Raw genomic sequence first — 20,728 nt, forward strand, 5'->3', positions numbered from 1 at the left:
GGGCGGGCCTGAAACACTCAAGTCCTCTGATACGGCGCTTATTGCGCAAGCATGGCCAGAAGACCGAGAGCCACCATCCCCAGCACCCAAGCCAGAACGGGGAAACCAATCAACTTCATACCCAGCACTGGGCGCTTCAGGCCGAGTATTGCAGCCCAGCCCAGGACGAGTCCGCCAAATGACAACACCGGCCCTGCCCAGACCAAATAGACGAAAAGGGGATAAGCTGACGGGGTATCTGATGGCTCCAAGTAAGGTTGGGTGACCAGCTCGGATACGCCAAAACTCACCAGTCCAATGAGGCCAGCGATAAGGGTGAGCCCCACCAATCCCAGTCTCATCCCGGAGTTCATGCCCTGCGGAGCCCCCTGTTTATCAGCCGTTTGCATATCGCCCTACTCCAGGTGCAGCCTCCGCGCATGACTCACGCGTCGCCCATCGATCTTTGCCTAGGGCTGTCATAACAGACAATTGTAAAGCTTAAGGAAAATCTCATCCCTGAGCTGCCGGTTTCACAAACCGTCTACGGCTGGCACAGGAAATCGCCGCCGCATGCGGTCGCCACAACAGCGGAATACGCGAGCAGCAGGCAAAGCCAGGTCACGGGAATGAAGAACACCAGCCGGATCCCGAGGCCGGGTCGTCGTCCGATCCAGAACACCAGCCAGCCCATGATGAGCGCCCCGCAGGCCAGCGCCGGGCCGGCGCTCATGGCGTAATAGATCCCTTCGGCGAGCGGTTCGCCCGCCCGATCGCCAAAGGTGACGCTGCGCGGTATCCACAGCCCGTATCCGAAAAACCCGACCCAGGCTGCAACCACACTGGCCACAAGCAAACCGAACACTGCTAGAAACGTCACCCTGCGTGGCGGCGCGTCTGTCTCAAAGGCGTCATCCGCCATATCACGCATGTTCGTTCGTCCTCAGCCGGGATTTGCCTCATGACCTTGTCCGTCGCCACATGGAACGTCAACTCGATCAAGGCGCGCCTGCCCAATGTGCTGGACTGGCTCAAGGAGGCGCAGCCTGACGTGGCGTGTCTTCAGGAGATCAAGACGGTGGACGAAGGCTTCCCCCGGCTCGAGATCGAAGAGCTCGGCTATAACGTCGAGACCGTAGGCCAGAAGACCTATAACGGTGTGGCCCTGCTTTCAAAGCGCCCGATTGAAGAGGTCAGCCAGCGCGCTCTGCCCGGCGATGAGGAAGACGAGCAGGCGCGGTATATCGAAGCCGTCATCAGCGCAGACCATGGCCCGGTGCGGGTCGCGTCGATCTATCTGCCCAACGGTAATCCCGCGCCCGGCCCCAAATACGAGTACAAGCTCAACTGGATGAAGCGCCTGAAGGCGCACGCCAAATCACTGCTGGCTCTGGAAGAGCCGATCATTCTGGCGGGCGATTACAATCTCATTCCGCGCGACAGCGATGTGCATGACTCCGCCGCCTGGGAGGGCGACGCACTGATCCGGCCTGAAAGCCGGGACGCCTTTGCGGAGATCTTGTGGCTTGGGTATTCAGAGGCCTTTATGCAGGCCGATGGTCGCGCGCACCAGTATACGTTCTGGGATTATCAGGCCGGCGCCTGGCAGAGAAATAACGGCATCCGCATCGACCACCTCCTGCTGAGCCCCCAGGCGGCGGACACGCTCAAATCCGTCGAGATCGCCAAGGATGTTCGCGGCAAAGAAAAAGCCTCTGACCACGTGCCCTTCATCGGAGTGTTTGATCTGTGAGCAGGCCGTCTCAAACCCTCGCCGCAGTGACCTATCTGGTCGCCGATTATGATGAAGCCATCGCCTGGTTCAAAACCGCGCTCGGCTTTGAAGTTCTGACCGATGACGATCTTGGAGACGGCAAGCGCTGGGTCGAGATCGGCGCAGGGGATGGCGGAGTGAAGCTGTTGCTCGCCAAGGCCAAAGGCGTCGAGCAAGTCGCCGCCATCGGCGCCTTCGCCGGCGACCGGGTGGGCTTTTTCCTGCACACGAATGACTTTGACGCCAAGCGCCAAGCCATGGAAATCAATGGCGTGCCGTTTGAAGAAGACACGCGACACGAGCCCTATGGCAAGGTGGCGGTGTTTCGTGATCTGTACGGCAATCGCTGGGATCTGCTGGAGCCGAAGGCCTAGCTGACGCCCCCGCCCTCACGCGCAGGCTCCAGCACGGTGTTGATGATGTCGTCGATCATCGAGAACTCGCCGTGCAGGGTCTCCACGCGGTCATGATCGGTGAGCGGCTTGAACATGGAGCCTGCTTCAAACTTGTTGCCGGTTTCCGCGACGATCAGCAATTCGCCGCGGCCATCCCCATCGCCCAGCGCGTCATCGAAGACGCACCGCACATTCTTGCCCTTGAGCTCGGTCTCGAGCTTCAGCAAGCGCTCCATGAAAGACGGCGTCAGAAGGTAGCGCGCCATCACCTGATCAGTGCCGTAGACTTCAAACGCTTTCTCGAACGTCGGATCCACCAGGCCGACCCGCTCCAGCTTGCGGCCGCTGAACAGCTTCTTCCCCCAGCCCTCTAGACCGTTGAAAATACCCTTGTCGCGGGTCACCAGGGTAACGCCTTCGACCGTGCGCGGGAAGTTGATGCGGATCAGAACCCCGCGAAACACGGTGACGTAATAGGTGCGGTTCTTCGTGCGGCGGCGCTCTTCCAAATGCGCCTCATAGATATCGAAATCCGCGCCATAGGATTCGCCTGAGAACATGTCCTCGAAGCTCTTGCGGTCCGAGCCGGGCAGCAGGCCATGCTCGCGAAAAGCGTCAAAGCGCACCGGGTTATGCACTTCGGCGCTGTAACGCATGCCGAAGGCGGAGGCGAACCGGTCGTTGAGGCCGGACTTCACGGTCTTGCGCAGCGTGTTGAGCGCGCTATTGCCCCATATCATGGCCCCCAGAACGATCAGTCCGGATCCGACCAGCATGACCGGCGCGGGAAAGCCTGCGAGCCCCGATATGATCAAGAACACGGCCACGCCGCCAAAGGCGATTCCGACACCTTTATAGCATTGAGAGACAGCGGCTTTGCGCTCCGCTTCAAGGCTCTCAAGCCAGGGGGTCAGCTCTTCAATGGCTTGGGTCAGGTCGCGCATGGCCGGTCTCGGAGATGGTTATGAAACAGGAGGCTGAAACAAAACGGGCGCCGTCCAGCGGCGCCCGTCTAATCGTCATAGGTCCAGGCCCGATTAACGGCCCCGGCGTGCAATACGCTCGATTTCAGCCTGCACTTTTTCCTCAACGATGGAGGGCAGGTTTTCATCCAGCCACTGCTTGAGCATCGGGCGCATCATTTCACGCACGATGGATTCAAGCGTCTGTCCCTGCTGGGAGGAGACCCGCAGGTTTTCAGACAAAGCGGCGAACATACCGGCCGCGGCAGAAGCCGGCGCAGCATCAACCAGAGACTCTTCGTCGACGGGCTCCGGCTCGGCTTCGAACTCAGGCTCGGGTTCCGGCTCAGGCTCGCGATCCATGATCATCAGATCATCAGCGAGATCGACCGGCTCGTCTTCTTCGACACGCTCGGTCAGCTCAAGCGCGTCGTCCATGTCCATTTCCGGCTCGGGTTCCGGCTCAGGCTCGGGTTCCGGTTCCGCCTCGAATTCAGGCTCCGGCTCGGGCTCAGGCTCGGGTTCCGGCTCAGGCTCAGGCTCAGGCTCCGCCTCGAGCTCGGGCTCCGGTTCAGGGGCGGGTTCGGCTTCGGCCTCGGCTTCTTCAGCCTTCGGCTCTTCCTCGTCCTCGTTAATGATACGGCGAATGGAGGCGAGAATTTCCTCCATCGTCGGTTCTTGTTCAGCACTATCCTGAGCCATAGAGACGTCCTTCGTCCGTCGAGGGGTAAACGGCGGCGCACAGGTTAGGCGCGGCAAGCCTTGGCTGTCCAGCACCCTTCCTTGATTTCCTAGGTCTAATTCCAGGGCGTTAAGTCGAAGTTAGCCCGTCGCGACTCTTCAAATCGCGTCTCCACGTCCATAGCGTCGACCGGCAGAGCCAGGCTGGCGGCGTCCAGCTGTCCCATGGCTTGCAACAGCGCATAGCTGGCCACCGTCAGGTCACGTTCCGCGCGCACCAGCTCGAGCCGGGAGTTCAGCAATTCCTGCTCGGCGTTAAGCACGTCCAGCGTGGTCCGGAGCCCCACCAGGGCTTCCTGCTCGACGCCTTCAAAGGCGATTTCATTCGCCCGGACAGCCTGACGGCTTGATTCGATCACGGCGAGCGCAGCGAGGTAATTGTTCCACGCATTCGTTGCGCCCTCGATCACCTGACGGCGCACCGTCAGCCCCGACAGGCGCGCCTGATCGGCGGAGGCGCGCGCCTGGCGCACGTTCGAGCGGTTCAGGCCGCCGGTGAAAATCGGCATCGTCACTGAAGCCGTGACCGAGGCGGACCCGCGACCCTGGCCGGAGAAATCGCTCTCACGGCCTTCAGAGATGCTCGCCCGCACGCCCACTTCAGGCAATTGGGCGCCGCGCGCCACTCGCACGCCATGTTCAGCGGCCAGTTCTGAAAACTGGGCGGCCAGAAGGTCTGGATTGCGGCTGATGGCGACTTCCGCAGCATCGGCGAATTCATCCGGCGCCTGCTCTGCAGGACCTGCGCTGACGGGCTGGATGGGATCGACGCCCGTCACGCGGGCGTATCCGGCGCGCGAAGCGGCCAGCGCGGCCTGCGCGGCGGACAGTTGAGCCCGAGCGCCAGACAGGCGCGCTTCAGCCTGGGCGACGTCCGTGCGGGTGATTTCACCCACTTCAAACCGGTCGCGCGCTGCGCGCAGCTGCTCGGCGAGCACTTCAACGTTATTGCTGCGGATGGCGATGATTTGCTGGTCGCGCACCACATTCATGTGCGCGCTGACTGCGTCCAGCAGAACCGATTGCTCGGTTGAGCGCAGCTGCTGGCGGGCGGCTTCGATTCGCGCCAGGGCGGCGTCGATGGAGCCCCGGGTGCGCCCGCCGCGATAAATGGACTGGTTCAGCGTCAGGCCATAGCTGGACGAATCGCTCTCTTGCGCACCGCCCCAGGTGTCCAGCGTCTCACCCACCGATCCATTGGCGGACAGGCTGGGCAGAACATTGGCGCGGGCCTGGAAATAACCTTCTTCGGACTGCCGTAAGCTGGCGCGCTGAGCGCCCAGCGTGGGATTGGATTCATAGGCGGCGACCAGCGTCTCTTGCAGAGACTGCGCCTGCGCCATCCCCATGGGCGCAAGGCTAAACGAGAAAACCGACAGTGCGGCGGCGCACAGCAAACGTTTCATGGGGCGTCCCTCTTGACCATCCCTTGCGCAAGTCGCGCAAAACCTACCCGCCTTTGTATAGGACGGGTAAGACACGGTGTACGGTGCAAAATGTCACCCTTGGCAGACAATCCGATGACAGCCTGCCTAGAAAGCGAATTTCGCCTCCGGTTCAAAGCCGGGCAGATAGGGCGCGGTCGTGTCAAAGACATCGCGATCACCCACAGTATTCTGCGCCTTGGTGTAGATACGCGCCCGGCCCACGCTTCCGTCGCGGACAATGACAGCCAGACGGCCGCCGACGCTGAGCTGATCAATCCAGGCCTGGGCCGGCTCGGCCACGGCGCCGTTGACGATGATCACGTTGAACGGACCTTGCCCCGGCACGCCCTTTGACAGCTCGCCTTCCACCACAGCGGCGTTATCGGTCTCGATGGCGTTGAGCGCGTCTGTCGCTTTTTCGGCGAGGCCGAGATCTTTTTGCTCCAGCCCGACCACAGTCTCGGCGAGTCGCGCCAGCACGGCGGTGGAATATCCCCGACCACACGCCACATCGAGCACCACGTCGTTGGGCAGGATGTCAGCGGCCTGAATGAGCTTGGCCAGATCGCGCGGCGTCAGCATGTAGCGGCCCTCGGCCACACGCGCTTCGGTGTCTGCGTAAGCCTTGGCGGCCTGGGATTTGGGCAAGAACCGCTCACGCGGAATGTCAGCCATCGCATCCTGGATACGATGATCCGTCACGTCGTTCGGACGGATCTGGCTATTGACCATGGCGAGGCGGGCGGTCTCGAATTCGGACATGGCGCGACGGCGTCCCTTTAATGAGTGTTCGCGGCGCTTATATCGCGCTCGCTTTCTGACCCGCAAGGCCAAGGCGCGTCCCTGCGACCCCAAGCCACTGCATATTTCCACATATAGAGCTGTTAAAGCTCGCTCAAAGCGCGTTGCGGGCGGCGTCTGGCTTTTGTATAGAGGGCGACCCACCACAGGACGGCGCTATGGCGGAGTGGTGACGCAGCGGATTGCAAATCCGTGTACCCCGGTTCGATTCCGGGTGGCGCCTCCACCCTTTTCCTGAGACGCATTGCGGACGGTCCTCACAGACCGTCCGATCTGATTCGGACGCGAGCGTGCGGACGATCCTTACGGACCATCCGCAACCGGGCGGATTACTCCGCGGCGTGCGCGTGCGGGTGATCCAGCACCCCCGCCTTGACCAGCTCGGGCTTGAGGCGGCCGGTGAAGGCCAGCGCCGTCATCCGGTAATCGCTGATGAAAGACCAGAACGGATGAATGAAGGTCGCCGGCTTGTTGCGCTCGATGAAGGCGTGGCTGACCCAGGCGAAACCATATCCGGTCAACGGCCACAGCAGCACCGCCCACCAGGTTTGCGTCAGTAGCGCAGCCAGTAGAATCGTGGTGCCGATAAGCGTGCCCGCATAATGCATGTATCGCGTTCCCGCCTCGGCGTGTTCACGAAGGTAAAAGGGCCAGAATTGTTGATAAGTGGCGCTGCGTTCAGCCATGCAAACCTCCCCGTCTGCTTTGTTTAACAGGTAAAGTAGCACAGTCCGGCCCGGTCCGCGACCATCGGTGAAGTCCCGACGGAATGTGGAGAATTTTCATTAACGTTAGGCGCTTGTTAACTCCCGACTCAGTATTTGTTTACTCGTCTTCCTTCGAAGACACCCCACCATCCACCCAATGCCTTTTCGGGAGCTCTCGGGCTCCCGATTTTTTTATGTCTGGATGTCTGGACTGAAACGAAACTGCATCGGGCTGCACACAGCCGCTTGATCGCGTCCAACGCTCTGGATATACACACCACCTCATCGCTGATGAGTGTTCCTCGGTAGCTCAGTTGGTAGAGCAAGCGACTGTTAATCGCTGGGTCGGCGGTTCGAGCCCGTCCCGAGGAGCCATCAGCGGCGATGACGCCCAATAGAGTGTGAGCACCAGCCCCGTCTTGCCCCACAAGGCGGGGCTGCTCGCATCTGGGCTGCCTCATAAGCTGCCGAGTTCACGCCCCCAAGACCAAAGAAAAGGGGCGCTCTGAGCGCCCCTCTCCTCGTTCCAAGCTTGGCGAATACGCTAAAGTCAGCCGACCAGCGTCACCGAATCCGTCGGCGCTTCCCAGGTCAGGTGGTGATCCTGAATCAGGGCCATGTTGTCGGCGGCGATGATTCTCGGCTTTGATTCGTACCCCAGCAGCTCAGACGGTGTGGAATCCGTGTTCCGGGCCAGCAGCAGGATTTCAGCCGATGTGAAATTGGACATGCCGCGGGCCAGCTCCTCGCCGTCCTCGTCATAGATATGCAGCACGTCGCCTTTGTTGAAATCGCCCTGAACGGAAACGATGTCACAGCGACCGATATCCGCCCGGTCCTTGCGCAGCTTCTCAGCCATGACCTCGTCAACCACCAGGCCGCCCGCTTGCTGCAGTCGGTCCGTCAGCCAGATCGCCCATGAGCTGTCGGGATCGCCCAGCGCGACGCATTTGGTATGGCGGCGCTCGTCTTTCAAAAGCGCCGAGACCGGACGATCCACCTCGCCTTGACCGATCAGGGTCTCCACGCCGGCGTTCTGGGCCATGTTTGCGGCCCGCATCTTGGTGAGCATGCCGCCCGTACCCAGAGCGCTGACCGAGCTGGTCACTTCCAGATATTCAGACACATCCTCGACCACCGGCACGTGCTGGGCGCCCTCATCCTCGGGATTGCGGTCATAAAGACCGTCAACGCTCGTCAGGATCACCAGCTTGTCGGCCTGAACCATCTGCGCGACCTTGGCGGCGAGGCGGTCATTATCCCCCACCTTCAGCTCGGCCGTGGTCACGGAGTCGTTTTCATTGACGATCGGCATCACGCCGCGCTCGATCAGGCGCGTGATGGTGTTCTTGGTGTTCAGGAAACGGCGGCGATCTTCCAGATCATCCAGCGTCACAAGCACCTGCGCGATATCAAACCCGTATTCGAGCGCGATCTGCTTATAGGCGTTCATCAGGAGCGGCTGACCGCAAGCGGCGGCGGCCTGTTTATCCAGAAGCCCGGCTTCTTCCGGCGCGACGCCGATGGTGGACAATCCAATCGCCACGGCCCCAGACGAGGTCAGAACCACGTCAATGCCCTCGTCGCGCAGACGGGCGACATCTTCCATCACCCCGTGCATAAAGGCGTAGCGCAGAGTGAGATGCTCCTCATTGGCGAGGAGGGATGAGCCAATTTTCACAACGACGCGTTGGCGATCAGACAAAACAATACTCTCCAGTGACGCGGCGCAGCATGCCGCAAATATGCGCGGAAGATACTTTTTGTTCGAAACAATTCAAGGGGAGCCCCCCAATGTTTCTTCAGCGTTCAAAATCCTATGTCAGCGTAGTTTACGAACGGTTGCAGCATCTGAACTCTGCATCGAGTTGAAAAATCTTACTTCGTCATCTAAATGATGCAGCGACGCGTCAGACTGGATTGACGCTCTTAGGACCAAAAGCGGTGACGGAGGTTTCGTGCGCTGGAATTTGATTATGGTTGGATGCGGAAATATGGGCGGCGCCCTGCTTTCGCGATGGATCAAACTTGGCGGCGTCGGTGTGACCGTGGTCGATCCGGGCGAACCCAAACTGCCTGTGGGCGTGAAATGGGTGAAGTCCGTTGACGATCTGGACGCCTCCGAACGCTTTGACGCCTTGATCCTGGCCGTCAAACCCCAGCTGATTGATGTCGCCATTCCGCCGGCCGCCAAATTCGTCAAGGATGGCGGTTGCGTGGTTTCGATCGCCGCGGGCGCGTCCGCCGCCAAGGTGTCCGCCGCCGCAGGCGGCGTCAGCGCCCTGCGTCTCATGCCCAACATGCCCGCCCGTGTGGGTCGCGGCGTCAGCGGTCTGTATGCCGACGACACCGCCACCAAGGATCATCGCGAGCTCGGAACCATTCTGGGCGAAGCTGTAGGCGAAGCGATCTGGCTCGAGGACGAGGACCAGATTGATCGCATCACCGCCGCCGCAGGCAGCGGCCCCGGCTATGTTTTCGAATTCGCCCGCACCTATCAAAAGGCCGTCGAGGCCCAAGGCTTCGGCCCCAAGGATGCGCGACGCCTGGTGATTGAAACCATGGCGGGCTGCATGGCTCTGGCGCTTGAAGATGAAGCCGGGTTCGAAGACCTGCGCAATTCCATCATGAGCAAGGGCGGCACCACCGCCGCCGGGGTCAACGCTCTCAATCATGATGGCGTGCTTGATGACCGCCTGAACGCCGCCCTCACCGCCGCCTACACGCGCGCAGTCGAGCTACGCGACTAATACTTTCACTCACCCGCCCCCGATAACGGACGCTATAAAGGAGCCAGCCACCGTATGACCGCTGTTCTCAGCCGGATGAACGATATGCCAGACACTCAAGATGTCACCGCCTATGTAAACGAATTGGGGCGTCGCGCCGCGACCGCCGCCCGTTCGCTTGCGTCCGCCTCAACCGAACGCAAGAACAAGGCGCTGACCGCCGCCGCCCAAGCCCTGCGCGACAACCGCGCCCGGCTGCTGGAGGCGAACGCCAAGGATGTCGACAGCGTCAAGGCCGCGGGCAAGCCCGCCGCGTTCATCGACCGGTTGATCCTGGACGAAGACCGGGTGAACGCGATCGCGGATGCGCTGGACCAGATCGCCGCGCTGCCGGACCCGGTGGGCCGGGTGCTGCACACCACCGAGCGTCCGAACGGTTTGACCATCGAACGTGTCGCCACGCCGCTCGGCGTCATCGGCATGATCTATGAAAGCCGCCCGAATGTGGGCGCGGACGCCGGTGCGCTATGTCTGAAATCAGGCAACGCCGTGATCCTGCGCGGCGGGTCAGAAAGCCTGAACTCCACCCGCGTGATCGTGGAATGCCTGGCCGAGGGCCTGAAAGCGGCGGATCTGCCGCTCGAATGCATCCAGATGATCGACACCACCGACCGCAATGCGGTGCAAGCGCTTCTGACCTGCGCCGAGTACGTGGATCTGGTGATCCCGCGCGGCGGCAAAGGCCTGGTGTCGCTGGTGCGCGACCAGGCGCGCGTGCCGACGCTTTTGCATCTGGACGGCAATTGCCACACCTATGTGAACGCGGCTGCGGACCTGACAAAGGCGGCGGCGATCGTGAAAAACGCCAAGCTGCGCCGGACCGGCGTTTGCGGCGCTACGGAAAGCCTTGTGGTGGACCGCTCTATCGCCAAAGACTTCCTGCCCCTGGCGCTCGACGCTCTGGGCGAGTGCGAAGTGCGCGGTGAAGCGGACGCGCGCGAGATCGATGCGCGGATCAAGCCGGCGACCGACGAGGATTTCTACACCGAGTATCTCGACACCGTTTTGTCGGTGAAGCTGGTGGATGGCCCCGACGAGGCCATTCCTTTCATCTCCGAGCATTCGTCGGCCCATACGGACGCCATCGTCACCGAGGACGCGGCGATCGCCGAGCGTTTCCTCAACGAGATCGACTCCGCCGTAGTCATGCATAACGCCTCCACTCAATTCTCTGATGGCGGCGAGTTCGGCATGGGTGCGGAAATCGGAATCGCGACGGGCAAAATGCACGCGCGCGGTCCGGTGGGGCTGGAGCAGCTGACCAGCTTCAAATACCGTGTCCGCGGCAATGGCCAGACCCGGCCGTAAGCCCAAAGACATAACTTAATCGAACTCTTTACGCGTTCATTCGGGGGCCATCATGCAAGTTGAAGCGCTTGTGTCGCTCGGGGCGTACTTCGTCCTGATGCTCGGCATCGGGCTATACGCCTACAAAAAATCCACTGACGACGTCTCCGGCTACATGCTGGGCGGTCGCAAACTTCACCCCGCCGTCGGCGCGCTCTCCGCGGGCGCGTCCGACATGTCGGGCTGGATGCTGATGGGCTTGCCCGGCGCGGTCTATGTGTCGGGTCTGGGCGCCGCCTGGATCGCGGTGGGCCTGGTGATCGGGGCGTATTTCAACTACCTGCTGGTGGCGCCTCGCCTGCGCGTCTACACTGAGATCGCAGACGACGCGATCACTATCCCTGACTATTTCGAGAAGCGCTTCAGCGATGACACCCGCATCCTGCGGATCCTGTCATCGGTGGTCATCGTGATCTTCTTCACCCTCTACACCTCCTCAGGCGTTGTGGCGGGCGGCAAGCTGTTTGAAGCCAGCTTCGGCCTTGATTACCGGCTGGGCCTGTTCCTGACAGCGGGCGTGGTGATCGCCTACACCCTGTTTGGCGGCTTCCTCGCAGTCAGCCTGACAGACTTCGTCCAGGGCGTGATCATGTTCGTGGCCCTGATCATGGTGCCTATCGTGGCCTTCACGCAGCTGGGCGGTCTGGGCGAGATCGTCGCAACGACCCGCGCCGCCGCCGACGTGCCACACTACATGTCCATGATCCCCGACCCGCTCACCTCCATGAGCATTATCGGCATCATTTCGGCGATGAGCTGGGGTCTTGGGTATTTCGGACAGCCGCACATCATCGTGCGCTTCATGGCGATCCGCACGCTCAGGGAAGTGGCGACCGCGCGCCTGATCGGCATGAGCTGGATGATCGTCACGGTCATCGGCGCCGTGCTGACCGGCATCTTTGGTCTCGCTTTCGTCACTCAGAACGGCGCGATGATCGAACAAAGCGGCATCGAGTTCACGGACGCTGAAACCATCTTCATCCTGATGAGCCAGATCCTGTTCCACCCGCTGGTGGGCGGCTTCTTGCTGGCGGCGATCCTGGCGGCGATCATGTCCACCATCTCCAGCCAGCTTCTGGTGTCCTCCAGCTCTTTGACAGAGGACTTCTACAAGACCTTCCTGCGCCGCGGCGCCAGCCAGAAAGAGCTGGTGCTGATCGGGCGCTTGTCGGTGCTGGTGGTGTCTCTGGTGGCGATTTTCCTCGCCTTTGACCGATCGAGCTCGATCCTGGATCTGGTGTCCAACGCCTGGGCTGGTTTCGGCGCCGCCTTCGGTCCGCTGATCCTGTTCAGCCTGTATCGCAGGAATATGAGCCGTTCGGCCGCCATCGCCGGCATGGTGACCGGCGCCGCTGTGGTTCTGTTCTGGCTGTACGCGCCCCTCACGATCAATGGCGGATCGCTGTCCGCCTTCATGTACGAGATGATCCCAGGCTTCCTGGCGTCAACGCTCGCTATTGTGATCACGGACGCTGTCACCAAAGCCCCGCGCGGCAAGGTGAAAGACCAGTACGATGCGATGGAAGCGCATATCGAAGAACACGGCTAAGCCTAGCGCTCAGCCTGATCGGTCAAACGCCGGCCTCATCCGAGGCCGGCGTTTTGCTGTCTGAAGCCCTGTCGCAATCAAACGCGTCAGTCCGCCGCATGGTGTTCACACCCGGTGGACGCCATATCTATTATCAATTATCAAAACTGATAATGGAAGAGGCTCACATGACCATTGGACGCGCTGTCACGCTATTGGCCGGAACCATGGTTCTGGTTTCGCTGCTCTTGTCACAGGTACACAGCCCCTACTGGCTGTGGCTGACCGCTTTTGTCGGGGTGAATCTGGTCCAATCCAGCTTCACCGGATTTTGTCCCGCCGCCATGATCTTCAAGATCCTGGGGGTGAAGCCTGGCGGCGCCTTTTCCTAGAAGGTTCGCCCCAGTCGTCAGGCGAGAAACCCCGGCGTCCCCCACGCCGGGGTTTTTTGCGTCCTGATTTCAGGCCCGGATCACGCTTTGCTGTCACGCACCTTGGTGATGCCCAGAAGGTCCAGCATCATGCGCTCATAGAAGGGCTCGCTGACCCCGCGGCGCATCTTGCCCATGAAATAGCCTTCAAACGCCGCCTTCGCCATATGGACCCAGCCGCCCTCCACGGCCCAGTTCACATTGCGCGGCGGGATTTGCGGCATGGCGACGAACGCCACCCCGCCATCGCCGAAGTCCGCGATGCAGACCGCGTTCCAGGTGGATTCGTGCTTCATCTCCCGCCCTTCTATCAGGGCGCGGATATTCTTGGCGGTGGCGCGCACCATGGATTCGATCATGAAACCGGTTTTCGGCACGCCCACCGGCACCGGATAGGACGCGACAGGCGGGATGGCGACACAGACGCCGACCGAGAAGATTTTCGGCCAGTTGGGATTTTGCTGATGGCGATCCACCAGCACGAAGCCCTTTTCGTTGACGAGACCCTCCACGCCAAACACAGCGTCCACGCCCTTGAAGGCCGGCAACACCATGGAGTGCTTGAAGGGCAGTTCATGGGTTTGCACCACTTCGCCCTGGCGCCCCACCTCCTCCACATGCATCAGGCCCGCTTCGACCTTCGTGATCCGTGCGGACGTGATGAAGCGGATGGAGCGCTGGCGCAGCTCATGCTCGAGCAAGCCCTTGGTGTCCCCCACGCCGTCCAGACCCAGATGACCGATATAAGGCTCTGAGGTCACAAAGGTCATGGGCACCTGATCACGAATCTTCTTGCGGCGCAGATCGGTTTCCAGCGTGAAGACGTGCTCATAGGCCGGACCGAAGCAGGACGCGCCCTGCACGGCGCCCACAATCACCGGCCCCGGATCCGCGACCAGCTTCTCCCAGTCCTCACCGGCGAGCTCAGCATGGTTCACATGACAGACTGACTGGGTATGACCGCCATGCGGTCCCAGCCCTTCAATGGCGTCAAAGTCGAGCTTGGGTCCCGTGGCGATGACCAGATAATCATAGCTGAGGGTCTCGCCATTGCTCAGCTCCACCTGATCACGATCCGGGTGAACCTTGGTGGCGGCGGCATGGATGAACTCGATGCCGCGCTTTTTCAAAAGCGGCGCAAGCTCGATCTTGATCTGCTCGGCTTCTCGCCAGCCCACGGCCACCCAGGGGTTGGAGGGCGTGAAATGAAATGTCGGAGAATCGCTGACCACCGTAATGGTGTCAGTCTTTCGCATTTGCTCGCGCGCTTCGAACGCCATGGGCAATCCGCCCAGTCCTGCGCCGAGAATGACGATGTCAGCCATATGAAACCTCCCGCTGTCACCCTGTCACGCGCAACCGTGACGGGCTTTATCCTGTCGCAAGAGTGTCGCGCCCTTGGCCCGGGCGTCCCATTAGGCAGATCGTCGCATATCAATTATCGAAAGTGTTAGGCGTTAACGGGCGTTAAAAGGAACTGCCCACATGCAAGAACACGCCGCCTGAGCCTTCCTCTCCGATCGCCCCGCCCAGAATGACCGGGCCCAGCACGGTGTCCACGCCCAGATAGAGCGCGCCCGAATATGTGGCGCCCGCCTCACCTGCGGCCAGGAAATCCAGCTCCACATGCGCCGCTTCCAGCAGCACGCCCGCATAGACCGGCACATTGAAAACGGCGCCGGTGCGGTCCAGTCGCTGATACGCTTCCACGGACCCATAGACATAGGCATTGGTCGGAATGGCGTTTTGCCCGTAGGCGGAGATGGAACGGAAACCACCCAGAGAAATCAGGTCCACCGGATCATCATTGTCATTGCGGACCTGTCCGCCTCTCACGCTGGTGAGCAGCAGCATCTCGCCCAGTTCATAGACATAGAGACCCGACGCTGACAGCTGGACCGTATCGGACGCGTCATCTCCCAGGCTGTACAGCTGATACGCCTCTGCGCTCAGCGCCATGCCGCGTGTCGGCCAGCTCAACTGGTCAAGCGTATCGACGCGGACACCGCCCCCAACACCCGCCAGCGTATAGACCACAGGCTGCAGGTCGGGCAGCAGCGTCACTTTGGCCTCGGTTCGCCCGCGACGCACTTCACCGCCCACATAAGCCATGCCCCAGTCGCCCAGCTCCCGCCCCAGCCGCATCCGGGCGCCGGCCTTCTGGTCCCAGAACTCGCCCAGATTCAAATCGCCAATTCTCAGGGGCGTCTCCTCACCTTCATAATAAAGGCTCGGTTCATAGAAATATCGCCCGGCCTCGCCGAAGGGCTGCTGGAGCACCGCTTCCAGCCCGTTCGTGGTGCCCAGCTCCACAGACAGGCTGAAATCCCCGCCGCGATGCGAAAACGGCTGGCGTGAATATCGCGCCAGGACCGAAAAGGTGGATTCGCCCTCGAACGTATTGGACATGCGCACCCCGCCCTGAAGGTGACTGCGCCCGATATCGCGCTCATCCACCATCAGCACCAGCCCGCTCTCATCGCGCGCCAGATCCGCCTCGCCCAAAGCGCCGAACGCCGTCAGCGCATTCAACCGCCTCGGCAACTGGGCGTCATCGCCTTGCAGGGCGCGCTCCAGATTGGCGCGTGCGCTCAGCACCTCGTCATCAATGGTGGTGTTGTTGACCACCCGAATGTCAGCCTCTGCATACTGTGACATGTCCGGACGCGGCGCGATCTGTCGCCGCGAAGGCGCGGCGATCCGCGCAATCTCGCGCAGCGCGTCCAGATGGTCTTGCGCAGCGCGTGCGCCATTGGAGACGCCATGGACGGCCTGATCAAACGCCGTGGTCGACAAGCCTTCCAGAGACGGGGTGATCAGGACGTCGTCCTCGGTCAGCCGGGCCACATCTGCTTGCCGGTTGCGCCAGACCGTCACCCGGATCAATTGCTGCAAGGTCTCGGACATGGACGGCGCCTCGCCCGGCGCAGGCGGTTCGACGCTGGTGTCGATGGCGATGATGATGTCCGCGCCCATCTCACGCGCCTGACGCACCGGCAATTGCGCCGCCATGCCGCCGTCCACATACAGGACGCCGTCAATCTCGCGGGGGCGAAACGCGCCCGGCACCGCCATGCTGGCCAGCATGGATTGCACCAGATCGCCGGACGACAACGCGACCGCGTCGCCGGTCGAGAAATCCGTCACCACGGCGCGATAGGGCGTGTCGAGCGCGTCAAAATCCGCGTCCAGGGGCACATGAAAGGTCAGGCTGCGAAAATGCTGGCGCAGACCGCGCATGGAGCGCATGCCGCCGGGCAGCCTCGCCCCGTTTTCTCCCAGGCCGATCAAGGCGCCGGTCAGATACTCGGATGCGCGTTCGGACTGAAGATAGGACTGGTCTTCGCGCGGGGGACGACCGCTGAACACCTCTGGCCAGTCGGTATAGACAAAGACGTCTTCCAGCTCCTGGGCGGAATAGCCGGCGGCGTACAAACCGCCCACCACCGCGCCCATGGACGTGCCGACGACGCAATGGATGGGAACGCCCATCTCCTCGATGACTTTCAGGGCGCCGATATGCGTGCTGGCCAGCGCTCCGCCGCCGCTCAGCACAAGCGCGACATCCAGGCCGTCCGCGTCATCGTGATCACAGGCTCGGGCGGCAGGCATTGCGGTGAACGCGAGCGACAGCGCGCTGATCGCCGCGCTCAAAACTGCGGTGGTGTTCATTCTGTGCGTCCCCGGTCCAGCCTGCGTCCCGACAGGCAGAGGGGTTCTTATGCATGAATTCGGCGAAAACACGGCCTGCCGAAAACAACGCACATCACGCCAGCTCACCGGCCTCCGCCTGACGCCGCCACATGGCGGCGTAGCGCCCGTCCGCCTCCAGCAAGGCGGCGTGATCGCCCTGTTCGGTCACATGTCCGTCTTCCAGAACAATGATCTGGTCGGCCTTGGCGATGGTGGACAGCCTGTGCGCCACAGCGATGGTGGTGCGGCCGCGCGCCGCTTCGGCCAAAGCGGCCTGAACCTCGCTCTCGGTTTCTGAATCCAGCGCCGACGTGGCTTCGTCCAGAATGAGGATGGGTGGGTTTTTCAAGATCGCCCGCGCGACGCCGACGCGCTGTTTCTCGCCGCCAGACAGTTTCAGGCCGCGCTCGCCCACCCGCGTCTCCAGGCCTTTGGGCAGAGACAGCACGAAGTCTTTCAGGCGCGCGCGCTCAATCGCATCCCACAACGCCTCTTCATCCGCCTGCGGGTGACCGTAGAGAATGTTCTCGCGCAGCGTGTCGTTAAACAGGACCACATCCTGGGGCACCAGGCCCAGCGCATTGCGCAGACTCGACTGGCTGACATTGGCGATGTCTTGGCCATCAATCAGCACCCGGCCTTCATCCGGGTCATAGAAGCGGAACAGAAGACGCAACAGCGTGGACTTGCCCGCACCCGATGGCCCGGCGAGCCCGACAAAGCTGCCCGGCGCAATCTCAAAGCTGACATCAGACACAGACCGGTCGCGCCCGTCATGAGCGAAGCTGACATGGTCAAAGCGCACGCCGCCGCCCTTCAGCGCCAGCGCCGCGGCGCCGGGCTTGTCCGCCACTTCAGGCTTGAGCCGCAAGGTCTGGAACAGGCGTTCGAGATCCACGCTCGCCTGTTTGATCTCGCGATAGGCCCAGCCCAGAATGTTCAGCGGTTGATAGACATTCATCAGCATCAGGGTCAAAGCCGCCACATCGCCGGGCTCAAGCTCACCATTCAGCGCCATCCAGCCGCCGGTCAGCGCCACAGCGAGCAAGCCGCCATTCATGATTGCGGCCTGCGCCGCATTCAGGCCCGCCAGGCTTTGCTGGGACTTTGACGCGGCGTCGGCATAGCGCTTCTTGGCGTCGTCATAGCGGTCCGCCTCGCGCTGCTCCGCGGCGAAGGCCTTCACGGTTTCAAAGTTTGTGAGGGTGTCCACGGCGCGGGCGTTCACCTCTGTGTCCGCCTCGTTCATCTGACGGCGCAGCTTCACGCGCCATTCCGTCATCAATCCGGTGGTCACCGCGTAAGCGATCACGGCGATGACGATGATGACGGAGAAGATCCAACCATAGAGCACCGCCGCCACAATGGCGGCGAGCAGCAGTTCGGCCAGCGCCGGCAGGATGTTGAAGACCAGGAAGCGCAGCAGGAAATCCACAGCGTTGGCTCCGCGATCAATGATGCGGTTCATGGCGCCGGTGCGCTTGGTCTGATGAAAGCTCAGGGAGAGCGTCTGCACATGCGCAAAGCCCTGCACCGCGGTCAGACGCTGAGCGTCCTGACTGACCGGAGCGAAGATCGCGTCGCGCAATTGCGGGGTTCCGCTGGCGGCGAAGCGCAACAGGCCATAGGCGACGAACATCACAGCCGCCGCGCCAAACAGACCCGTCGCCAGAGCGCCGTCCGCGGCTCCGCGGGTCAACACATTCACGCCCTCACCGAAAGCAATCGGAGACGCGACCGCGAACCCCTTGGCGATCAAGGTGATCAGAAAGGCGAACGCCATGCGCGGGCGCCAGCGCCGCATGGCGTCAGAGGCCAGAATGGTGAGAAGGCGCGAGATCGCCTCGCCCAGACGGCCTTCGGGTGCGGGGCCTTCGGTGGGATTGGCAGGGTCATGATGATGCATGACGCCCTATTTAGGGCGAAGCCCAGCCCGGCGCCATGCCGGACCGGCGCCTTATTATCCCGGCTCCCCGGATGACCCGTTCTGACCATCCTCTTCAGGCGCCGAGAACACCTGGCCGGGATAAATCAGATTGGGGTCGCGGATCTGGTCGCGATTGGCTTCGTAGATGACCGTGTATTGCAAGCCCTCGCCATATAGCCGGCGCGCGATCCGCCACAGCGAGTTGCCCGGCTGAACGATCACCCGGCCCGCCTGTTGCGCAGCGCGCGCAGCTTCCGGCGCGGCGCGTTCAAACGGCAGCACGATCACGGCCGTGACCCGGCCGTCCTCATCAAGCTGATCCACCTGAAGGTCATAGACGCCCGGCGCAAAGGCGGTTCCGGCGCGGATCACCCAGCGGCCGGCGTCATCCGTGGTGACACGGCCCACTTCCTCGCCATCCGCCAGCACACGCACATCCGTACCCGGCACGGCGCGTCCAGAGAAAATCACGGCGCCGCTATCGTCATAATCCACAGTGGAGAGAGACAGCGGTCCCACCGACACGCCGTCAAACGGACCTTGCAAGACACGGCTGGCTTCGCCCGGACGGCCCAGAACCACCAGAGGGGTTTCATCGCGGCCCTCAGGCACGGAGACGACCACCACCTGATCTGAGCGAATTTCCTGCCCCGCCGGCGTTTCCATCAACAATGACAACTCGACCGAGCCGGCCGGCAAAGGACGGTCGACGATCATCACCCATTCACCGGCGCTGTCGATTTCAACGCGGGAGATTTCTTCCTCGCCCACCATCAACACGACGCTGGCGCCCGGTGCGCCGCGACCGGCGACCACGGCGGTGCCGCGTGGATCCACGCGCACGATGTCAAAGGTCGGCGGAATGAGCGCAGCCGTTTCCTGACTGGATTGCGCAAGCCCTTCATCCTGTTCGGAGATGGCCGGCGTTTCCGGCGCGCTGATGGCGCCGGGACCGGGACGCATCACGATGAAGACCGCCGCCGCCGCAACCGCAACGATCAGCAGAGCTGTTGCAATCAGAAAGGACCGCGTTGCGGCCATGGGCGTACTCCTCGCGTACTGACATCCGTCACTGTTATGCAAGCCTCGCGCCGGATGCGCCGTCTTGGTAATGCTGAACGTCTCGTCTGAACGTTTCAATCCGCGTTTGCAGACAATGTGTATTCTATGTGAGGCGAAAATGCGGAGCATATGCGTATTTTGCGGGTCCAATGACGGTGCGGATCCGCGCTTTTCAGACATGGCCGAAGCCACAGGGCGCGCCATAGCGCGTGCGGGACTGCGACTGGTTTATGGCGGCGCCGAAGCGGGGCTGATGGGCCGCATGGCGCGCGCCGCCATGGCTGAAGGAGGCGAAGTCCTGGGGGTCATTCCTGAATTCCTGATCCCGACGGAAGGCCTGCAAGAGGGCGTGGAGCCTCGGATCACGGCGACTCTCGCTGCACGCAAAGCCATCATGGTTGAAGAGGCCGACGCCTTTCTCGTCCTGCCCGGCGGCGCCGGCACGCTTGAAGAAATCTTCGACATGATCATGCTGCGCCAGCTGGGCCGGCACGACAAACCCGCCGTCTTTGTGGACGCGGAGTTCTGGGAACCGCTGGAAACCCTGCTGCTGCGCGTGGTCGACGCCGGCTTCGCTCAAGATGATGTGATCAGGACGATCAGCTTTCATCCCACGCCCGAAGCCGGGATCGAGCGCCTGCGCGAGCTGTGCGAACGTGAGCCAGCCCAGACCGCACCGCAAGCGCTCTAGCGATACGCGTCCTCCCACTGCGCTGAACACACAATCCGTCCCTCGACGTCAACGATCGTCAGGGCGCCGAAGAGCGGCCCGGCGTCAGCACTCGTGACGGTTTGGCCGGGCTGAAGGTCATCCAGCGAGACGGGCCCGGAAGCGGGACCGCTCAGCTGGATTCGCGCCAGGGTTTGATACCCGCCTTGCCCAGGCTCCAGCACGCCCGATTGCTGAAGCGAAAGCGCCGGACCGCCCAGTTGCAGCTCCCAGCGTCCGGCGAGATCAGAGGCGGCGTCCGCCACCAGCTCGCGCCCTGCCAGGCTCTCCCGGCTTGTCAGGGCGCATAAAGCCGTCGAGCGAGGCTCCGTCCTGACGCTTGAAATCTCCGACTGCGCATGCGCGCAAGCCGCCGCTGATCCAATGCAGGCTGTCGTGGCCATCACGGCCGCCAGAATACGCATAATCATTCTCCTGTGTCCGGGATAAGCGGTC

At 62.1% G+C, this 20,728-nt stretch carries 20 protein-coding genes and 2 tRNA genes; 9 read left to right on the forward strand and 13 right to left on the reverse strand.

The features are described from left to right. Positions 1-38 precede the first annotated feature (38 nt). Both ACTIGF_RS00985 and ACTIGF_RS00990 read right to left on the reverse strand, forming a co-directional pair. Positions 39-389 carry a hypothetical protein gene (locus tag ACTIGF_RS00985; RefSeq protein WP_439635092.1) on the reverse strand — a complete coding sequence of 117 codons (351 nt, stop codon included), beginning with the start codon at positions 387-389 and terminating at the stop codon, positions 39-41. A gap of 134 nt (positions 390-523) precedes the next feature. Then, positions 524-910 (reverse strand): hypothetical protein, encoded by a 387-nt coding sequence (locus ACTIGF_RS00990; protein WP_439635093.1) that lies wholly within the window; start codon positions 908-910, stop codon positions 524-526. Positions 911-940: 30 nt separating this feature from the next. On the opposite strand from ACTIGF_RS00990, the gene xth reads away from it, so the two are divergent. Both xth and ACTIGF_RS01000 read left to right on the forward strand, forming a co-directional pair. Then, entirely contained in the window at positions 941-1,732 is a 792-nt protein-coding gene (xth, locus tag ACTIGF_RS00995) for an exodeoxyribonuclease III (RefSeq protein WP_439635094.1), read from the forward strand. Then, the gene (locus ACTIGF_RS01000) at positions 1,729-2,127 is read left to right on the forward strand and encodes a VOC family protein (RefSeq protein ID WP_439635095.1); all 399 of its coding nucleotides are present in this window, start codon (positions 1,729-1,731) and stop codon (positions 2,125-2,127) included. The genes xth and ACTIGF_RS01000 overlap by 4 nt, the downstream gene beginning before the upstream one ends. Here the strand turns inward: ACTIGF_RS01000 and ACTIGF_RS01005 are convergent. From ACTIGF_RS01005 to ACTIGF_RS01020, 4 genes are all read right to left on the reverse strand, one after another. Continuing rightward, the gene (locus ACTIGF_RS01005; protein WP_439635096.1) at positions 2,124-3,092 is read right to left on the reverse strand and encodes a DUF3137 domain-containing protein; all 969 of its coding nucleotides are present in this window, start codon (positions 3,090-3,092) and stop codon (positions 2,124-2,126) included. The two genes, ACTIGF_RS01000 and ACTIGF_RS01005, sit on opposite strands and share 4 nt — an antisense overlap. Positions 3,093-3,185: 93 nt before the next feature. Next, entirely contained in the window at positions 3,186-3,812 is a 627-nt protein-coding gene (locus ACTIGF_RS01010; protein WP_439635097.1) for a DUF2497 domain-containing protein, read from the reverse strand. A 95-nt stretch (positions 3,813-3,907) separates the two neighbouring features. Beyond that, entirely contained in the window at positions 3,908-5,257 is a 1,350-nt protein-coding gene (locus ACTIGF_RS01015) for a TolC family outer membrane protein (RefSeq protein ID WP_439635098.1), read from the reverse strand. A 126-nt stretch (positions 5,258-5,383) separates the two neighbouring features. Then, positions 5,384-6,040, reverse strand: a complete 657-nt coding sequence (locus ACTIGF_RS01020; RefSeq protein WP_439635099.1) for a protein-L-isoaspartate O-methyltransferase family protein — start codon at positions 6,038-6,040, stop codon at positions 5,384-5,386. A gap of 191 nt (positions 6,041-6,231) precedes the next feature. Here ACTIGF_RS01020 and ACTIGF_RS01025 point away from each other — a divergent pair. Beyond that, a tRNA-Cys gene (locus tag ACTIGF_RS01025) sits at positions 6,232-6,305 on the forward strand. Positions 6,306-6,408: 103 nt separating this feature from the next. Here ACTIGF_RS01025 and ACTIGF_RS01030 read toward each other — a convergent pair. Beyond that, entirely contained in the window at positions 6,409-6,765 is a 357-nt protein-coding gene (locus tag ACTIGF_RS01030; RefSeq protein WP_022699846.1) for a DUF962 domain-containing protein, read from the reverse strand. A gap of 320 nt (positions 6,766-7,085) precedes the next feature. Between ACTIGF_RS01030 and ACTIGF_RS01035 the strand changes: the two genes are divergently transcribed. Next, a tRNA-Asn gene (locus tag ACTIGF_RS01035) sits at positions 7,086-7,161 on the forward strand. Between the two features lie 175 nt (positions 7,162-7,336). Here ACTIGF_RS01035 and proB read toward each other — a convergent pair. Next, on the reverse strand, positions 7,337-8,491 hold the full coding sequence (proB, locus tag ACTIGF_RS01040) for a glutamate 5-kinase (RefSeq protein WP_439635100.1): 1,155 nt from the start codon (positions 8,489-8,491) through the stop codon (positions 7,337-7,339). A gap of 271 nt (positions 8,492-8,762) precedes the next feature. On the opposite strand from proB, the gene ACTIGF_RS01045 reads away from it, so the two are divergent. The 4 genes from ACTIGF_RS01045 (at position 8,763) to ACTIGF_RS01060 (ending at position 12,842) form a co-directional block, all read left to right on the forward strand. After that, positions 8,763-9,536, forward strand: coding sequence for a pyrroline-5-carboxylate reductase family protein (locus tag ACTIGF_RS01045; protein WP_439635101.1), 774 nt, complete (start codon positions 8,763-8,765; stop codon positions 9,534-9,536). A 54-nt stretch (positions 9,537-9,590) separates the two neighbouring features. Next, the gene (locus ACTIGF_RS01050) at positions 9,591-10,883 is read left to right on the forward strand and encodes a glutamate-5-semialdehyde dehydrogenase (RefSeq protein ID WP_439635102.1); all 1,293 of its coding nucleotides are present in this window, start codon (positions 9,591-9,593) and stop codon (positions 10,881-10,883) included. A 52-nt stretch (positions 10,884-10,935) separates the two neighbouring features. Beyond that, positions 10,936-12,471, forward strand: coding sequence for a sodium/proline symporter PutP (putP, locus tag ACTIGF_RS01055; protein WP_439635103.1), 1,536 nt, complete (start codon positions 10,936-10,938; stop codon positions 12,469-12,471). A gap of 167 nt (positions 12,472-12,638) precedes the next feature. Then, a complete protein-coding gene (locus tag ACTIGF_RS01060) occupies positions 12,639-12,842 on the forward strand; it encodes a YgaP family membrane protein (RefSeq protein ID WP_439635104.1) in 204 nt (67 codons plus the stop codon). 80 nt (positions 12,843-12,922) lie between these two features. On the opposite strand, the gene ACTIGF_RS01065 is transcribed toward ACTIGF_RS01060, so the two are convergent. The 4 genes from ACTIGF_RS01065 to ACTIGF_RS01080 form a co-directional block, all read right to left on the reverse strand. Continuing rightward, on the reverse strand, positions 12,923-14,206 hold the full coding sequence (locus ACTIGF_RS01065) for an NAD(P)/FAD-dependent oxidoreductase (protein WP_439635105.1): 1,284 nt from the start codon (positions 14,204-14,206) through the stop codon (positions 12,923-12,925). A gap of 142 nt (positions 14,207-14,348) precedes the next feature. Beyond that, entirely contained in the window at positions 14,349-16,553 is a 2,205-nt protein-coding gene (locus ACTIGF_RS01070) for a patatin-like phospholipase family protein (RefSeq protein WP_439635106.1), read from the reverse strand. A 94-nt stretch (positions 16,554-16,647) separates the two neighbouring features. Beyond that, positions 16,648-18,480, reverse strand: coding sequence for an ABCB family ABC transporter ATP-binding protein/permease (locus ACTIGF_RS01075; protein ID WP_439635107.1), 1,833 nt, complete (start codon positions 18,478-18,480; stop codon positions 16,648-16,650). A 54-nt stretch (positions 18,481-18,534) separates the two neighbouring features. After that, entirely contained in the window at positions 18,535-19,542 is a 1,008-nt protein-coding gene (locus ACTIGF_RS01080) for a LysM peptidoglycan-binding domain-containing protein (RefSeq protein WP_439635108.1), read from the reverse strand. Positions 19,543-19,681: 139 nt separating this feature from the next. Between ACTIGF_RS01080 and ACTIGF_RS01085 the strand changes: the two genes are divergently transcribed. Further along, positions 19,682-20,254: a TIGR00730 family Rossman fold protein gene (locus ACTIGF_RS01085; protein ID WP_439635109.1), complete on the forward strand. Its 573-nt coding sequence runs from the start codon at positions 19,682-19,684 to the stop codon at positions 20,252-20,254. Here the strand turns inward: ACTIGF_RS01085 and ACTIGF_RS01090 are convergent. Beyond that, positions 20,251-20,697 carry a hypothetical protein gene (locus ACTIGF_RS01090; protein WP_439635110.1) on the reverse strand — a complete coding sequence of 149 codons (447 nt, stop codon included), beginning with the start codon at positions 20,695-20,697 and terminating at the stop codon, positions 20,251-20,253. The two genes, ACTIGF_RS01085 and ACTIGF_RS01090, sit on opposite strands and share 4 nt — an antisense overlap. Positions 20,698-20,728: the final 31 nt, after the last annotated feature.

It is taken from the genome of Oceanicaulis sp., assembly GCF_051859625.1.
Classification (GTDB): domain Bacteria; phylum Pseudomonadota; class Alphaproteobacteria; order Caulobacterales; family Maricaulaceae; genus Oceanicaulis.